General features: G+C 66.1%; 15 protein-coding genes. 8 read left to right on the plus strand and 7 right to left on the minus strand.

Annotated elements, in window-relative coordinates:
• Nucleotides 1–30: 30 nt before the first annotated feature.
• From ACDK93_RS03200 to ACDK93_RS03210, 3 genes are read left to right on the plus strand one after another with little or no spacing between them, the layout of a single operon-like run.
• Complete coding sequence (locus ACDK93_RS03200; protein WP_458071145.1) at nt 31–1,038, plus strand: autoinducer 2 ABC transporter substrate-binding protein; 1,008 nt, start codon at nt 31–33, stop codon at nt 1,036–1,038.
• 59 nt (nt 1,039–1,097) lie between these two features.
• Entirely contained in the window at nt 1,098–1,985 is an 888-nt protein-coding gene (locus ACDK93_RS03205) for an NAD-dependent epimerase/dehydratase family protein (RefSeq protein WP_458071146.1), read from the plus strand.
• 44 nt (nt 1,986–2,029) lie between these two features.
• Nucleotides 2,030–2,719 (plus strand): aspartate/glutamate racemase family protein, encoded by a 690-nt coding sequence (locus ACDK93_RS03210; RefSeq protein WP_458071147.1) that lies wholly within the window; start codon nt 2,030–2,032, stop codon nt 2,717–2,719.
• Between the two features lie 20 nt (nt 2,720–2,739).
• Here ACDK93_RS03210 and otnC read toward each other — a convergent pair whose 3' ends face one another.
• On the minus strand, nt 2,740–3,411 hold the full coding sequence (gene otnC / locus ACDK93_RS03215) for a 3-oxo-tetronate 4-phosphate decarboxylase (RefSeq protein ID WP_458071148.1): 672 nt from the start codon (nt 3,409–3,411) through the stop codon (nt 2,740–2,742).
• Nucleotides 3,412–3,553: 142 nt separating this feature from the next.
• On the opposite strand from otnC, the gene ltnD reads away from it, so the two are divergent.
• Genes ltnD through otnK form a run of 3 tightly spaced genes read left to right on the plus strand, consistent with a single transcriptional unit; the run spans nt 3,554 to nt 6,602 of the window.
• Nucleotides 3,554–4,519, plus strand: coding sequence for an L-threonate dehydrogenase (ltnD, locus tag ACDK93_RS03220; RefSeq protein ID WP_458071149.1), 966 nt, complete (start codon nt 3,554–3,556; stop codon nt 4,517–4,519).
• Between the two features lie 32 nt (nt 4,520–4,551).
• Nucleotides 4,552–5,337, plus strand: a complete 786-nt coding sequence (otnI, locus tag ACDK93_RS03225) for a 2-oxo-tetronate isomerase (protein ID WP_458071150.1) — start codon at nt 4,552–4,554, stop codon at nt 5,335–5,337.
• A complete protein-coding gene (gene otnK, locus ACDK93_RS03230; RefSeq protein WP_458071151.1) occupies nt 5,334–6,602 on the plus strand; it encodes a 3-oxo-tetronate kinase in 1,269 nt (422 codons plus the stop codon). Before otnI ends, otnK begins: the two co-directional genes overlap by 4 nt.
• Before the next feature lie 21 nt (nt 6,603–6,623).
• Here the strand turns inward: otnK and ACDK93_RS03235 are convergent, their stop codons facing one another.
• The 3 genes from ACDK93_RS03235 to ACDK93_RS03245 all read right to left on the minus strand — a co-directional run bounded on the left by ACDK93_RS03235 (nt 6,624) and on the right by ACDK93_RS03245 (nt 8,641).
• Complete coding sequence (locus ACDK93_RS03235; RefSeq protein WP_458071152.1) at nt 6,624–7,061, minus strand: hypothetical protein; 438 nt, start codon at nt 7,059–7,061, stop codon at nt 6,624–6,626.
• A gap of 148 nt (nt 7,062–7,209) precedes the next feature.
• Nucleotides 7,210–8,157: a serine/threonine protein kinase gene (locus ACDK93_RS03240; RefSeq protein WP_458071153.1), complete on the minus strand. Its 948-nt coding sequence runs from the start codon at nt 8,155–8,157 to the stop codon at nt 7,210–7,212.
• Nucleotides 8,158–8,179: 22 nt separating this feature from the next.
• The gene (locus tag ACDK93_RS03245) at nt 8,180–8,641 is read right to left on the minus strand and encodes a hotdog fold thioesterase (RefSeq protein WP_458071154.1); all 462 of its coding nucleotides are present in this window, start codon (nt 8,639–8,641) and stop codon (nt 8,180–8,182) included.
• Nucleotides 8,642–8,714: 73 nt separating this feature from the next.
• Here ACDK93_RS03245 and ACDK93_RS03250 point away from each other — a divergent pair, with 73 nt between their 5' ends.
• Nucleotides 8,715–9,767 (plus strand): 2Fe-2S iron-sulfur cluster-binding protein, encoded by a 1,053-nt coding sequence (locus ACDK93_RS03250; RefSeq protein WP_458071155.1) that lies wholly within the window; start codon nt 8,715–8,717, stop codon nt 9,765–9,767.
• 59 nt (nt 9,768–9,826) lie between these two features.
• Complete coding sequence (locus ACDK93_RS03255; RefSeq protein WP_458071156.1) at nt 9,827–10,828, plus strand: IS5 family transposase; 1,002 nt, start codon at nt 9,827–9,829, stop codon at nt 10,826–10,828.
• 198 nt (nt 10,829–11,026) lie between these two features.
• On the opposite strand, the gene ACDK93_RS03260 is transcribed toward ACDK93_RS03255, so the two are convergent.
• The 3 genes from ACDK93_RS03260 to ACDK93_RS03270 form a co-directional block, all read right to left on the minus strand.
• Nucleotides 11,027–12,406, minus strand: coding sequence for a leucyl aminopeptidase family protein (locus ACDK93_RS03260; RefSeq protein WP_458071157.1), 1,380 nt, complete (start codon nt 12,404–12,406; stop codon nt 11,027–11,029).
• A gap of 87 nt (nt 12,407–12,493) precedes the next feature.
• Nucleotides 12,494–13,195 carry an HAD family hydrolase gene (locus ACDK93_RS03265; RefSeq protein WP_458071158.1) on the minus strand — a complete coding sequence of 234 codons (702 nt, stop codon included), beginning with the start codon at nt 13,193–13,195 and terminating at the stop codon, nt 12,494–12,496.
• Between the two features lie 39 nt (nt 13,196–13,234).
• A complete protein-coding gene (locus tag ACDK93_RS03270) occupies nt 13,235–14,656 on the minus strand; it encodes a LysM peptidoglycan-binding domain-containing protein (RefSeq protein WP_458071159.1) in 1,422 nt (473 codons plus the stop codon).
• Between the last annotated feature and the right edge of the window lie 19 nt (nt 14,657–14,675).

The following is a 14,675-nucleotide window of genomic DNA, read 5'->3' on the forward strand; positions in this document are numbered from 1 at the left end:
TTCCCTGTAACCAGACGCACAGGAAAAGTCATGACTAACAAGCGCCGCCGTATCACGCTGGCCATCGTTGCCACTCTGCTCGCGCTGGGCGTGGGAGCCGTTGCCCAGGCCCAGCAGACGCCGGATATTTCCAAGCGCATCAAGGTTGCCATGGTGCCCAAGCTGGTGGGTCTGTCGGTCTTCAAAGCCAATCAGCAGGGCGCCGAGATGGCGGCCAAGACGCTGAATATCGACTTTCTCTATACCGGCCCGGTGACGGCGTCGGCACAGGGACAGGTCGATGTGTTCAACAGCCTGATCGCGCGCAAGTTCGATGTGATCACCACCACCTCGAACAACCCGACCCAGCTCGCACCCGCCCTGCGCCGCGCGATGAAGCAGGGGATAAAGGTGGTTTCCTACGACAGCGACGTGGCGCCCGACGCGCGCGACTTCTTCATCCAGAACACCGCCTACCCGGCCTTCGGCAAGGCGCTGGTGGAGTCGGTCGCGAAGTTTGCCGGCCCGGAAGCGAAGGTCGCGATTCTGTCGTCGACCAAGGATGCGACGATCCAGAACGAGTGGATCAAGGCGGTGAATGCGTATATCGCCGCCACGTATCCGAAGATGAAGATCGTCACCACCGACTACGGCCAGTCCAGCCCATCGCAGTCGCTGACCGCTGGCCTCAATATCCTGCAGGCGCATCCGGAAGTCACGGCGATCATCGCTCCCGATGGCGCGGCCGAAGTCGGTGCGGCGGCAGCGGTGCAAAAACTGGGCAAGACCGGCAAGGTCTTTGTCACGGGCTGCTCCGACCCGGATGCCATTCGTCAGTACGTCAAGGCCGGCATCATCAAGGCCAGCCCGCTGTGGGATGAGGTGAAGGAAGGTCAGCTGGTCATGCACGTGGCGCGCCTGGCCGCCAACAATGCGCTGAAGCCGAACGACCATCTGAGCGTGCCGGGCCTGGGCGACTTCGAGGTCAAGAACAAGGTGATCATCTTCAGCGAGCCGCTGGTCTTCACGGCCGAAAACATCGACCAATATAAATTCTGATCTGTTTTTCCGGCGCGCGCAGCATCTGCCGCGCCGGCTCCACTACCAAAGGAAATGTTATGAAGCGTGTGATCTTTACGGGCGGCAGCGGCAAGGCGGGCAAGCACGTCGTGCAGGACCTGGTCGACCACGGCTACCGTGTGCTCAATCTGGATACCAAGCCGCTTGACAATCCGGCGGTGCGCACGCTGATCACGGACATCACCGATTCCGGCCAGGTGTTCAACGCGCTTTCCAGCTATACCGGGCTGCACGAGTTCGACGAGAACCTCGAGCCCGAGCCGATCGATGCGATCGTCCATTTTGCGGCGATCCCGCGCATCATGATCGTGCCGGACAACGAGGTCTACCGCATCAATGTGATGGGGACGTACAACATCCTGGAAGCGGCCGCCAAGCTCGGCATCAAGAAGGTGATCATCGCCTCCAGCGAAACCACCTACGGGCTGGTGTTCAACTACACCCATCGCAATCCGGAATATTTCCCGCTCGACGAGGAATATCCGGTCGACCCGCGCGACAGCTACGCCACGTCGAAAATCTGCAACGAGCGCACCGCGCAGGCGTTTGCCGGCCGCACCGGTTCGGACATCTACGCGATCCGCATCGGCAACGTGGTCGAACCCCACGAATACGCGAATTTCCCGGAGTTTTTTGCCAAGCCCGACTTCCGCAAGCGCATCGCGTGGAGTTACATCGACGCCCGCGACCTCGGGCAGATCGTGCGCCTGGCGATCGAGAAGGACGGCCTGGGTTTCCAGATTTTCAACGCCGCCAATAACGACGTGTCGTCCGATCTGCCGACCGCCGAACTGCTCAAGCGCTATTACCCCGGCGTGCCGGTCAAGGGCGAGCTCGGCGAGTTCGAGACCCTGCTGTCCAACCGCAAGGCGCGCGAGGTGCTGGGCTTCAAGGAAGACCACAACTGGCGCATGTACGTGAAGTGATTCGCCCTGAGCTGTCCGCACCATTTGAGTAGGAGAAACGCATCATGAGCACCCAGACCACGCTGGTCATCATCCACACCGGGCCGGTGACCGTGCAGCCGCTGGCGTCGCTGGCGCCGGAGCTGCTGCCCGGCGTCCGCATCGTCAACCTGGTCGACGACAGCCTGCTGAAGGATGTGATGGCCGCCGGCCACGTCACGCCGGCCGTGACCAGCCGCCTTGCGCGCTACATGCTGATCGGCCAGGAGATGGGCGCGACCATGATCCTCAACGCCTGCTCGTCGGTGCGCGAGGCCGCCGACGCAGTCAGTCCGCTGTTGAGCGTACCGATGCTGAAGATCGACACGGCGATGGCCGAGGCCGCGGTCGCGCGCGGTACGCGCATCGGCGTGGCGGCGACCGTGCAGACGACGCTTGATCCGACCGCGCGACTGATCGAGCAGGTGGCGATCGAGAATGGCAAACGCATCAGCGTGACGAAAAAGCTTTGCGAAGGGGCCTTCGACGCTTTGCTGGCTGGCGATTCGGCGAAGCACGACGACATCGTCGGTGCGGCGCTGATGAAACTGGCCGGCGAGGTCGACGTGATCGTACTGGCTCAGGTATCGATGGGGCGCGTGGTCGACAGCCTCGGCGATCGCATCGGCGTGCCGGTGCTTACCAGTCCGCGGCTGGGCATGGAACGCGTTGCCGAGGCGATGCGCGCCCACCTGCAGCAGGCCAAGGCGGCCTGAGGACGCGTGGGAGCGGCGCGTCAGGTCGCTTCGTGGTTGTGTGCGTCGGGCGGCGGCGGGGCGGTGAATACGCGCTGCAGTTCGGCCACCTGCTCCGGCGACAGCAGGCGCGGATTGAGGCCCCGCAGCAGCAGATAAAGCCGCGCGGTTTCCTCAAGCTCTTCGATGGCGTAAACCGCGGCGCTGAGACTCGAACCGGCGACAACCGGTCCGTGGTTGGCCAGCAGCACCGAGGCGTGTCGGCCGGCCAGACCGCGGATCGCCTCGGCCACCGCGGGATCGCCGGGTCGGTGGTAAGGAACAAGCGCGGTGTCGCCGACGCGCATCACGTAGTACGGCGTCAGCGGCGGCAGCACGGAGCGCGCATCGATCTCGGGCAGCATCGACACGGCGACCGAGTGCGTGGAGTGCAGATGCACCACGGCGCCGGAGCCGGCCCGGGTTTCATAGAGCGCCAGATGCAGCGGCGCCTCCTTGGTGGGCTTGTCGCCGTCGATATGACGACCTTCGGCGTCCACATGCGACAGTCGCGCCGGGTCGAGAAAACCCAGCGACGCGTCGGTTGGAGTCAGCAGCAGGCTGCCGTCTTCCAGGCGTGCGCTGATGTTGCCGGATGAGCCATGCGACAGGCCGCGCTCGAACAGCGAGCGGGCGAACAGGCAGATCTGCTCTCTGGCCTGTGATTCACGCATGGTCGGTTTTCCTGTTTGAGGAGATGATGATGGACGCTGTGTTATCAGCCCGCGCCCAAGCGGTCAACCAGAACGTGATAGCGCAATCATCGCGGTCGGGCTTGGCGATGATTGTACGCGCCCTGCATCCGAGTCACGCAGCATGAGCATGGGCGCAAAGCCTGCTCCTCTCGCGCACGGGCGGCTTCCGCTGGGCGGGCGCACGGTGGCCGTGATCGGGCTGGGTTCCATGGGCGGCGGCATGGCCGCCAGCCTCTTGCGCGCAGGCGCCAACGTGCGCGGATACGATCCGTCCTCCGAAGCACTTGCGCGCTTTTCCCAACTCGGCGGCGCCACCGCGTGCGATGCCCTGCACGCGGTTGAAGGCGCCGAGTTCGTGCTGAGCGTGGTGGTGAACGCCGAGCAGACGGAACAGCTGCTGTTCGGCGAACGCGGCTGCCTCGAACACATGCTGGCCGGTGCGCTTTTCATCTCCTGCGCCACCATGTCGCCGGCCAACGCCCGCTCTTTGGGCGAGCGGGTGCAGACGTCTGGACGTCTATATCTCGATTCACCGATGAGCGGCGGTGCCGCGCGTGCGGCGGACGGCTCGCTGAGCATGCTGGCTTCCGGCAGTGCGGCAGCGTTTGCCGCGGCCGAGCCGATCCTGGCCGCGCTGGCCGGCTCCGTTCATCGCCTCGGCGACACGGCGGGACAGGCGGCGGCTTTCAAGATGGTCAATCAGCTGCTGGCCGGCGTGCATATTGCGGCCGCCGCCGAAGCGATGGCGTTCGCCGCGCGCGAAGGCCTGGACCTGGCCGAGGTATATCGCGTCATCACCCAGTCGGCCGGCAATTCGTGGATGTTCGAGAACCGCATGCAGCACGTGCTCGACGGTGACTATGCGCCGCGCAGCGCCACCAGCATCTTCGTCAAGGACCTCGGCATCGTGCTGGAGATGGGTCGAGAGAGCGATTTCCCGCTGCCGCTGGCCACCACCGCGCTGCAACTTTTTCTGATGACCGCGGCGAGCGGGATGGATCGGGACGACGATGCGTCCGTTGCACGCCTCTACGCCCAGCTCGCCGGACTTCAACTGCCCATCAACCGGGCCGATGCAGCCGCTTGAATGCATCCCCTGCCTTATCCAAGGAACGCGCCATGCCTCGCTTCGCCGCCAACCTCAGTTTCATGTTCAACGAGCATCCGTTTCTCGATCGTATCGATGCAGCAGCCGAAGCGGGCTTCGCGTTCGTCGAATTTCTTTTTCCGTACGATTACCCGGTCGATGTGCTGGCGCAGCGTATGCAGCGCGCCGGCGTTCGCACGGTGTTGTTCAATCTGCCGCCGGGCGACTGGGATGCCGGCGAGCGGGGCCTGGCGGCGCTGCCCGAGCGCGCCGACGAGATGCGCGCGGGCCTGCATCGCGCCTTGCCCTATATCCGCGCGCTCGGGGTAAAACAGGTGCATCTCATGGCCGGCTTTGCGCGTGGAGTGGAGGCGGATCGCGCCTACCGCGAAGCGATTCGCTGGTGCGCCGCGCAGCTCGCGGCGGAAGGCGTCACGCTTCTGCTGGAGCCGATCAACGGGCGCGATATGCCGGGCTATTACCTCAACGATGTCGATGCGGCCGCGATGCTGATCGAGTCGCTGGCGCTGCCAAATCTGAAACTGCAGTTCGACGTGTATCACGCGCAGATTCTTCATGGCGACATCACCCGCCGGCTGCAGCGGCTGATGCCGTTGATCGGCCATATCCAGATTGCCGGCGTGCCTGATCGCCATGAACCTGACGACGAGGAGCTCAATTACCCATACCTCTTCCGTGAGCTCGACCGGCTGGGCTACGACGGTTTCGTCGGCGCCGAGTACCGGCCGCGTGCAGGCACGGCAGAAGGTCTGGGCTGGTTTGCTCCGTATCGCCGCGCTGCGCAGGTGGCCTCATGAACCTGCTGCTCGGCGCCATCGCCGACGATTACACCGGCGCGTCCGACCTGGCCAGCACGCTCGCCGGCAACGGCCTGCGCGTGGTGCAGACGATCGGCGTTCCGGCAGCGGATATTGCGCTGCCCGATGTCGACGCGGTAGTGATCGCGCTGAAAAGTCGCTCGATCGCACCTGCGGACGCGGTGGCGCAGTCGCTGGCCGCCGAGGCCTGGCTGCGCGAGCGCGGCGCGCGGCACGTGCTGTTCAAGATCTGCTCGACCTTCGACTCGACCGCGCAGGGCAATATCGGTCCGGTGACCGACGCGCTGGCGCAGCGCGCCGGTGCGATGCCGCTGGTCTGCCCGGCGTTTCCACGCAACGGCCGCACGGTGTATCAGGGCCACCTTTTCGTCGGCGCGCAGCGCCTGGACGAGAGTCCGTTGAAAGATCATCCGCTCACGCCGATGCGCGATTCCAGCCTCGTGCGCCTGATGCAGGCGCAGAGTGGCCGGCCGGTCGGCCTGCTGCCGCTGTCGGCCATGGCGCAGGGAATGGATGCCACGCGCGAGGCGCTGGATCGGCTGCGCGAGCAGGGCTGCGGCAGCGTGATCGCCGACGCGGTGTTTGAATCCGATCTGGAGTTACTTGGCCGCGTGGCGCTGGACGATTCACTGTCCGTCGGCGCCTCCGGCCTCGGTCTGGGTCTGGCGCGCGCGCTGGCATCGGCGCGATCCGGGTCCGCCGATACGCCGATGCCGGCAGCGTTGGCGGGCACTACCGGCGCGCTGATTCTGGCCGGCAGCTGTTCGGCCGCCACGCTGGCGCAGATCGCCGTGGCCGAAGAGCATATGCCCGTGCTGCGACTGGATGTGCCGGCGCTGCTGGACGGCCGCGCAACGATCGATACGGCCGTGACCTGGGCGCGCGAACAGCTGCAGCACGGCCATGCGCTGGTCGCCAGCAGCGCCGCGCCGGCGCAGGTATTCGAACTGCAGGCGCGCTACGGCGCCGAAAAAGTCAGTGCGCTGCTCGAAGGCTCGCTGGCGGCGATCGCCCAGCAGCTGGCCGAGCAGGGCTTGTCGCGATTGATCGTCGCCGGCGGCGAAACCTCGGGCGCGGTGGTCGATCGCCTCGGTATCGACGCCTTTCTGATCGGCGCGGAACTGGCGCCAGGCGTGCCCATGCTTTACGCGCTGGGTCGTCGCCATGAAGGCCTGCAGCTGGCGCTGAAGTCGGGCAACTTCGGCGACCGGGATTTTTTCATGCACGCGGCGCAGGCGGGCTGAGCCGCGCGAGCGCCGCCGAATTCAGCGTATCCGCAGCGCCAGCCACGACAGCAGCGCCAGCAGGTTGATGCCGACGCGCGACGTGCCGGGGCCGCTGGTAGCCAGCACGAAACCCTGCGTGCCGAAGCGCCAGTCCAGCGCCAGATGCGGTGGCAGGTGCAGGGTGGAAAACACGTTGACGAAGGCGCCGCTGGATAGCGCATAGGTGAACACCGAGGTCGCGATCAGCGGCACCTGCAGCAGCTGTGCCCAGCGCGAAAACGTGATGCCGCGCTCGCTGTTGTCCAGCAGCAGCACGCCGGCCACCAGCACGAACGCGAATACCGCCAGATCGATCAGCGCGAAGACGCTTTCGTGAGTCGAACCCAGCGGCAGCAGCCGGCGCAGCGCGGCCACCACGCCATAAAAGCCGCCGGCGATTTCCAGGATGCCGATCAGGCGAAAAAGAACCAGGCGCATGCGTCACTCCAAAATCAAGACACGGCATTGTACGTGCTGAGGGCGCGTGCCCTTCGACTTTGCTGCGCGACGCTCAGGGAGAGCGGTTGAGATTTGACGTTTGGCGTATCGACGCATGACGCATCGGCAGTCGCTCGCGCAAAAATCGTTACGTCAATTCATCGGCCAGCTCGTGCAGGTCGGCAATATGCTGCTCCCACCAGCGCGATTCGACCGCGAATGGAAACGCCGCAGGGAAGGCCGGGTCGTGCCAGCGCGTGGCGATCCACGCGGCGTAATGCATCTGCCGCATCGCGCGCAGCACCGGCACAAGCATCAGCTCGTCGTCGTTGAAATCGCGGAACTGGCGATAGCCTTCGAGCATCGCCTCCATATGTCGCGGCTCGCTGGCCAGCATCCACAAGTCCTGCACGGCCGGGCCCATGCGTGCGTCGTCGAGATCGACAAAGTGCGGGCCGCCGTCGGTCCACAGCACGTTGCCCGGGTGGCAGTCGCCGTGCAGGCGCAGCTGGCGCACCGTGCCGATTGCCGACTGCCGCTGCTCGATCGCGCCATTCAGCCGTTCGGCGGCGGCGCGATAGTTGCCTTGCAGCGACGCCGGCAGCAACGATGAGCCGAGCACCGCCTGCATCGACTGCCGCACCATCGTGTCGCGATCAAGCGTGCCGCGATGGGCGAACGGCTGACGTGCGCCGACGACGTGCATGCGCGCGATCAGTCGACCCAGCCACTGCAGTTGATCGGGCGATTCCAGCGTGGGCGCACGGCCGCCGCGACGCGGGGTGAGCGCGTAGCGAAACCCGGCGTGCTCCAGCAGCGTGCGATCGTTGAAGCGCAGCGGTGCGACCACCGGCAGTTCGGCCGCGGCCAGTTCGAGGGTGAAGCTGTGTTCCTCGATGATCGCCGCATCGCTCCAGCGCCCGGGCCGGTAGAACTTGGCGATGACCGGCGAGCTGTCCTCGATACCGACCTGCCAGACGCGGTTCTCGTAGCTGTTCAGCGCCAGCAGGCGGCCGTCGGTCCACAGGTCACAAGCCGCCACGGCATCGAGCACGCAGTCCGGTGTGAGCGTGGCGTAGGGGGCGTCGCGGTTCAAAGCGTGCTCACGGCAGGAGGGTTCACTTCGAGGTGGCGCCAATCACGCGTGCAGGCACCACGGCCATCGTCAGCCGCGACACGCAGACCAGCGCGCCTTCCTCGTTCTCGATGCGGATCTCCCACACCTGGGTGGTGCGGCCGAGGTGAAAGGGTCGGGCGGTGCCGGTGACGATGCCGCTGCGTACGCCGCGGATATGGTTCGCGTTGATGTCGAGGCCAACGCAGAGCTCTTTTTCCGGATCCAGCGTGAGCATCGCTGCGCTGCTGCCCAGCGTTTCGGCCAGCAGCACCGAGGCGCCGCCGTGCAGCAGGCCGAATGGCTGGTGCGTGCGGTGGTCCACCGGCATGGTGCCCTGCAGCCAGTCGTCGCCGACGGCAGTGAAGCGGATGCCCAGCACCGCCATCGCGGTGTTGACGTTCCACGCGTTGATGCGCTCGAGGTCGGTGCTCTGTTGCCAGATCGGGGTGGTAGATGTCGTCATCGTTGATTCCTGCCAGTCGAACCGCCATTGTTGTCCGCTGTCACCGCCGCGACAATGCATCAGGAAAACTCGGGTGTTCACTGCCACCATCAAATCCTCCGGTCGCCAGTTCTCCATCGCGGCCGATGAGCCCGTGCTCGAGGCCGCCCAGCGCGCCGGCATTGCGTTGCCTTACTCCTGCCGCTCGGGCGTCTGCGGCAGCTGCAAGGCCACCCTGCTGCAGGGAGATTGCGAATACACGCACAACCCGCCGGTGGCGCTGAGCGCCAGCGACAAGGCCCATCACGCCGTGCTGCTGTGTCAGGCCACCGCCACCAGTGACCTGCTGCTGGACGTGCGCGAAGTGACCTCGGTCGAGGCAATCGCCCGACGCCAGCTCGACGTGGTGGTAGCGGAAAAGTGGCAGCTAGCCAGCGACGCGGTGGGCCTGCACCTGCTGCCGGCGCCGGGCGAGGCCCAGCTCAACTGGGTGCCGGGCCAGTATCTGGACGTGATCCTGGAGAACGGCAAGCACCGGCCCTTCTCCATCGCCAACGGCCCGCAGGCGGACGGCATGATCGAGCTGCACGTGCGCCAGGCCGCCGGCGGCGGCTTTACCTCGTGGGTTTATGAAAGCCTCAAGGTGGGCGACGTGCTGCGTATCGAAGGCCCGCTGGGCACCTTCGTGCCGCGCGAGGATTCCGAGCGGCCGATGATCTTCATGGCCGGCGGCACCGGCTTTGCGCCGATCAAGGCCATCGTCGAGCACTTCATCGCGCTGGGCACGCGCCGGCAGATGCACGTCTATTGGGGCGCGCGCAGCGCCGCGGATATCTACATGCCCGCGCTGGCGGAGCGCTGGACCAAGGCGGCGCCGAACCTGCATTTTCACGCGGTGGTATCCGACCCCGAACAGGCCGGCGGCATGCGCAGCGGCCTCGTGCACGAAGTGGTGCTGCTCGATCACCCGCAGCTGTCCGGCTACGACGTCTACATGAGCGGACCGCCGCCGATGATCGAGGCCGGCCACCAGCTGTTTCTGCAGGCCGGCCTGCCCGAGGATCGCCTGTACTACGACTCGTTCGAGTACGCGCCCGATGTGCTGGCGCAGATACTCAACGGCCGCGCCGGGATTCACCACCTTTAGGGAAACTCTGATTTTGCTTCGTTGTCGAAGCGTGCACCCGATGCGAGAGAGCGTAGACGATGACCGATCAGCTGACCTTGGCGACACAAGTCGACGGAGGATTTGAAGCTCACCGCAAGGCGACACGACGCGATGTGTTCTTGGCGGAGATGGACAAGGTCGTGCCGTGGTCGCAGCTGTGCGCGGTGATCGAACCGTTCTACCCCAAGCCACGCGCCGATGGCGGCGGCCGACCGGCCGTGGGTTTGGAGCGCATGCTGCGCATCCACTTTCTGCAGCAGTGGTACGCGCTGAGCGATCCGGCGGTGGAGGAAGCGTTGTACGACTCCGCGTCGATGCGGCGGTTTGTGGGCATCGATCTGGGGCGCGAGCCGGCGCCGGATGAAACGACGGTGTGCAAGTTCCGCCACCTGCTGGAAAAGCACGGGCTGGCCAAGACGCTGTTCGAAGCGGTGAACCGGCATCTGCACCATCAAGGGCTGAAGCTCTCGCAGGGCACGATCGTCGATGCGACGATCCTGGGTGCACCGTCGTCGACGAAGAATCGGGACAAGGCGCGCGACCCGCAGATGCACCAGACCAAGAAAGGGAATCAGTGGTACTTCGGCATGAAGGCCCACATTGGTGTGGACGAAGCCACTGGCCTGGTTCACAGCGTGGTGACGACAGCGGCCAACGTAGGCGATGTCACCCAGGTGGGCGATCTGCTACACGGCAAGGAGCGGGCCGTGTTTGGCGACGCCGGCTACATCGGCGCGCAGAACCACGCCAAGGCCAAGCGTGGGCGCCAGTGGTATATCGCCGCCAAGCGGAGCAAGGTCAAGGCGATCGAGGATGAGACCTTGCGCGAGTTGACCGAACAGATCGAGCACATCAAGGCATCGATCCGCGCTGTCGTCGAACACCCCTTCCGCGTGATCAAACGGCAATTCGGTCACGTCAAGGCGCGCTATCGTGGCCTGGCCAAGAACGGTGCACAGGTGCTGACGCTGTTCGCGTGCGGCCGACGCCGCGGCCCACGACTCGCGCGGCATCCCCCGCTTGTCGTACGCCGAGGCTAGGCCGAAGTTCGCTGCGGCCAGACTTTCGTCGTCGACGCGCAGCGCAACGATGCGCCGATAGAAATCCGCGGCCTCGCCGTAGCGGCGTTTGCGCATGGCCAGCGCGGCGTGCGTCGCCCATCCTTCCGCCTGCGCACGCGCCGCCTCGGGCGGCAAGGCGTCGAGGTAGCATGAGCCGTTTACGGCGTTGGGAGCGGGCTATGGGTGGTAGCGCTGCCGCAGCACCTCGAACACCGCGCGCAGTCCCATCGCCTCGCCGCCGCGCGGGCGGCCGGGGCGGTCGGCGTCGTTCCAGGCGTAGGTATCCAGATGCATCCAGGGAATGGTGCTGGGGACGAAGCGCTCCAGATACAGCGCCGCGGTAATCGCGCCGGCGTGCCGCGACGGCGCGGAGTTGACCAGATCGGCCACGTGCGAGTCGAGCAGCTTGCGGTACGGTGCCCACAGCGGCATCGGCCAGACCGGATCGTTCACCGCACGGCTGGCGGCCATCATGTCGGCCGACAGAGCGTCGTTGTTGGCAAACAGCGCCGGCAGATCCGGGCCCAGCGCCACGCGCGCCGCGCCGGTGAGCGTGGCGAAATTCAGCATCAGGTCGGGCTTCTGTTCCGCGCCGTAGGTCAGCGCGTCGCACAGCACCAGCCGACCTTCGGCGTCGGTGTTGTCGATCTCCACCGTGATGCCCGAGCGCGTGGTGATGATGTCGCCGGGGCGAATCGCATTGCCGGACACCGCGTTCTCCACCGCCGATACCAGCAGGGTCAGGCGCACCGGCAGCTTTGCCTGCATGATCAGGCCGGCCAGCGCGATCGCGTGCGCGGCGCCGCCCATGTCCTTTTTCATCCAGCGCATGCCGTCGCCGGTCTTGATGTTCAGCCCGCCGGTGTCGAAGCACACGCCCTTGCCGACCACCACGATTTTCGGGTGCGAGGCCTTGCCCCACGACAGCTCGATCAGCCGCGGCTCGCGGTAGCTGGCGCGACCGGCGGCGTGCAGGGTGGGGAAGTTGGCCTTCAGCAGCTCGTCGCCAACCCACTCGCGCACGCTGGCCTTGTGCGCCTTGCCGAGCTGCTTGATCGCCGCGGCGAGATGCGGCGGCCCCATGTCTTCGGTCGGCGTGTTGACCAGGTCGCGCACCAGCGCGGTGGCGTCGATCAGCGGCTGCAGTTTTTTCAGATCGTCCGCCGCCACCGCTAGTGTGGCCGGCGTGCGCCTTGCCTGCCGGTAGCGGGTGAACTGGTAGGCACCAAAGGCCCAGCCCAGCGCCGCCTGCAGCGGATCGGCCAGCACGCTTTCATCGGCCAGGTGATACGTCGCCTCGGGCAGGGTGATCGGCAACCCGCTCAGCGCGCCGAAGGAATCGCTCGCGACCACGCCGGCCAGTATGCGCACCAGCCTGCCGCTGGCATCGTTGATCAGGGCAAACGTGCCCGGGTTGGCGACGAAGCCGCTGTCGTCCAGCGCGCGGCGCTGCGGCGCTGTAAGCCGTTTGCGTGCCGCGGCGAGATGTTTGGCGTCGACGGTTTCAAGGGCGATGCTGTGGCGCGCGCTGGCGTTGCGTTCGGTCAGGGCAGGCATGCGATTTCCTCTATCTGTTATTGGAACGGACGTCGCCGTTTCCACATCAGTCCAGCCGCCAATCATGCCCGCTTTGCGCCGTGCTGACTATGCGGCGGGATGCCGTGTTTCGAGCCAGTTCACCAGCGCCGCCATGTCAGGCAAATCCAGGTCGGGCGCGCGGCCCAGCCCAGCTGGCCACGGCCGGCGATCGCGATTCATCCACGCCGTGCGCATGCCGACCTCGCGCGCGCCGACCACGTCGAGCTGCGCATCGTCGCCGATATGCAGGATGTTTTCCGGCGCCACGCCCAGCCGCTCGGCGGCCGCGAGAAAAATGCGCGGGTCGGGTTTGGCCGCGCCGGTATTGCGCGCGCTGACGTGATGATCGAAGTGCATGTGGATGCCGACGCGTTCGAGGTCCGCATTGCCGTTGGTCACGCTAGCGATCGGCCAGCGCGCGTTGAGCCGCGCGAGCGCTGCCAGGCTGTCTGGATAAAGCTCGACGCTGTTGCGTGCGGCGAAATAGATTTCCCACAGCGCGTCGACCGGCGCACTGGCGATACCGCAGCTGGCGAAGGCGTGCTCCAGCGTGAGCTGGCGCTGCGTGCTGAAATCGTGCGCCAGGTCGGGGCGATCCTGCGCCACCTTGCTGCGCAGCTCGCGCATCGCCGGTACCGGCCAGGCGCGAGCGACGTCGGGGTGATGCTGCTGCAGCCACGCGTCGACCGCGTGGTCGGCGCGTTCCAGTGCGGGCAGCACCGGCCACAGCGTGTCGTCGAGATCCAGCGTGAGGGCGAGTATCCGCACGTCGCTGGAGTCAGAGAGACAAGGGCAAGCGCAGGACGATCAACGGTTGCCGACGCGCAGCGTCTGGCCGAGCTTCACGTTGTTGTCCTTCAGATGATTCCAGTCGCGCAGCTGCGCCACCTCGACCGAATGCTTGCGGGCGATCGAGAACAGCGTGTCACCCTTGGTCACGGTGTAGCTCTTGCCCGCTTCGCCGGCGCTCTTCCTGCTCTTGGCCTGCGCCACGCTTTCTTTCTTCGCGCTGCTCTTGGCCGGTGCGGCTTCCTCGGCAGTCTTGGCGGCGTGTTTTTCGACCTTGCTCTTCTTCGAGGTCAGCACCGAACCCTTGACGTGCGCAAAGCTGGTGACCGCGACAGCAGCCACGCTGCCCTTGACGTTGGTGATCTGGGTCTTGTCGCTGGCGGCGGCGACTTCCTTGCCCTTGCCGGCCACGAGCGTTCCCGAAACCGCGGAGGCCACGGCCACGCGCGACGCTTCGCTGGCGGCCGGCGTCGAGCTCGGCACGGTGACCGGCGCAATGTGGCTGGCGTGACCGCCGGTCTCGGCGAGAATCGCGCTGCGACGGCTTACATCCACCGCGGCAAGCGCGGCACCGTCGCTGAAGGGCACAACGCCGTGGCGACGCATCGCGGCCTTGGCCGCGTCGGTCTGCAGAAAGTCGATGAACGCGGTGACATCGGCGGCCTTCGGGTTGCGCGGGTTGGTCACCAGGTACAGCGGGGTGAACAGCACGTAGCTGCCGTTACCCACAGTGGATGCCGTCGGCGCGATGCCGTTGATCGGAATCATCTTCAGCTTGGGATTCGACGCGGCGTCCGCCATCGTCGCCACACCCAGACCGTTTGGATTGAGGCCCACGCCCTCTTCCAGCTTGTGCGTGTTGACGTAAAGGCGCGGCGCGGCCACCGGCTGGTTGCCGCGGCCGAACAGCAGTGTGCGCAGGCTGTATTCCACGCCGTCACCCGGGCTGGCCACCGCGTACAGATCGATCGGCGCACTGCTGCCGCCCACGTCGCTCCAGTTGGTGATCTTGCCGAAATAGATGTCGTGCAGCTGCTTCAGCGTGAGGTTGTGCACCGGGTTGGCCGGGTTGGTCACCATGACCAGCGCGTCCCAGGCCACCGGGGTAAAGGTCAGGTCGGTGTTCTGCGCGCTGCCGTCGCTGGGGCGCGCGCTGCCGGCGAGATCCGCCGTGCCGCTCGCCACGGCATCGATGCCGGACGCGGTATTGAACGGCTGCAGCTCGATCGAACCGTGGCCGGCTTTTTCCCACGCCTGCGCCACCTCGTCGACGACGCCCTGCGCCGTGGCCACGTCGCCGCGCCAGATCAGGCTCGGGCCTTTGGCGACGGCGGCTTTGGCATGCGACTTCGTATGCGTGGTCTTGGCGGCAAAGGCGGAGGTGGCTAGGCAGGCCCCGATCAGGGTGACCGACAGCAGGCGGGCAAGACGAAGAGACATGTGGTGGAGAACCCCGGTT

The sequence above is a fragment of the Rhodanobacter sp. BL-MT-08 genome, from assembly GCF_054161255.1.

Excerpts from the sequence above, each read along its gene's own strand:
- otnC (WP_458071148.1), bottom strand. The coding sequence starts at position 3,411 with ATGCGTGAATCACAGGCCAGAGAGCAGATCTGCCTGTTCGCCCGCTCG.
- ACDK93_RS03235 (WP_458071152.1), bottom strand. The coding sequence starts at position 7,061 with ATGCGCCTGGTTCTTTTTCGCCTGATCGGCATCCTGGAAATCGCCGGC.
- otnK (WP_458071151.1), top strand. The coding sequence starts at position 5,334 with ATGAACCTGCTGCTCGGCGCCATCGCCGACGATTACACCGGCGCGTCC.
- ACDK93_RS03270 (WP_458071159.1), bottom strand. The coding sequence starts at position 14,656 with ATGTCTCTTCGTCTTGCCCGCCTGCTGTCGGTCACCCTGATCGGGGCC.
- ACDK93_RS03260 (WP_458071157.1), bottom strand. The coding sequence starts at position 12,406 with ATGCCTGCCCTGACCGAACGCAACGCCAGCGCGCGCCACAGCATCGCC.
- ltnD (WP_458071149.1), top strand. The coding sequence starts at position 3,554 with ATGAGCATGGGCGCAAAGCCTGCTCCTCTCGCGCACGGGCGGCTTCCG.
- otnI (WP_458071150.1), top strand. The coding sequence starts at position 4,552 with ATGCCTCGCTTCGCCGCCAACCTCAGTTTCATGTTCAACGAGCATCCG.
- ACDK93_RS03210 (WP_458071147.1), top strand. The coding sequence starts at position 2,030 with ATGAGCACCCAGACCACGCTGGTCATCATCCACACCGGGCCGGTGACC.
- ACDK93_RS03245 (WP_458071154.1), bottom strand. The coding sequence starts at position 8,641 with ATGACGACATCTACCACCCCGATCTGGCAACAGAGCACCGACCTCGAG.
- ACDK93_RS03205 (WP_458071146.1), top strand. The coding sequence starts at position 1,098 with ATGAAGCGTGTGATCTTTACGGGCGGCAGCGGCAAGGCGGGCAAGCAC.
- ACDK93_RS03255 (WP_458071156.1), top strand. The coding sequence starts at position 9,827 with ATGACCGATCAGCTGACCTTGGCGACACAAGTCGACGGAGGATTTGAA.
- ACDK93_RS03200 (WP_458071145.1), top strand. The coding sequence starts at position 31 with ATGACTAACAAGCGCCGCCGTATCACGCTGGCCATCGTTGCCACTCTG.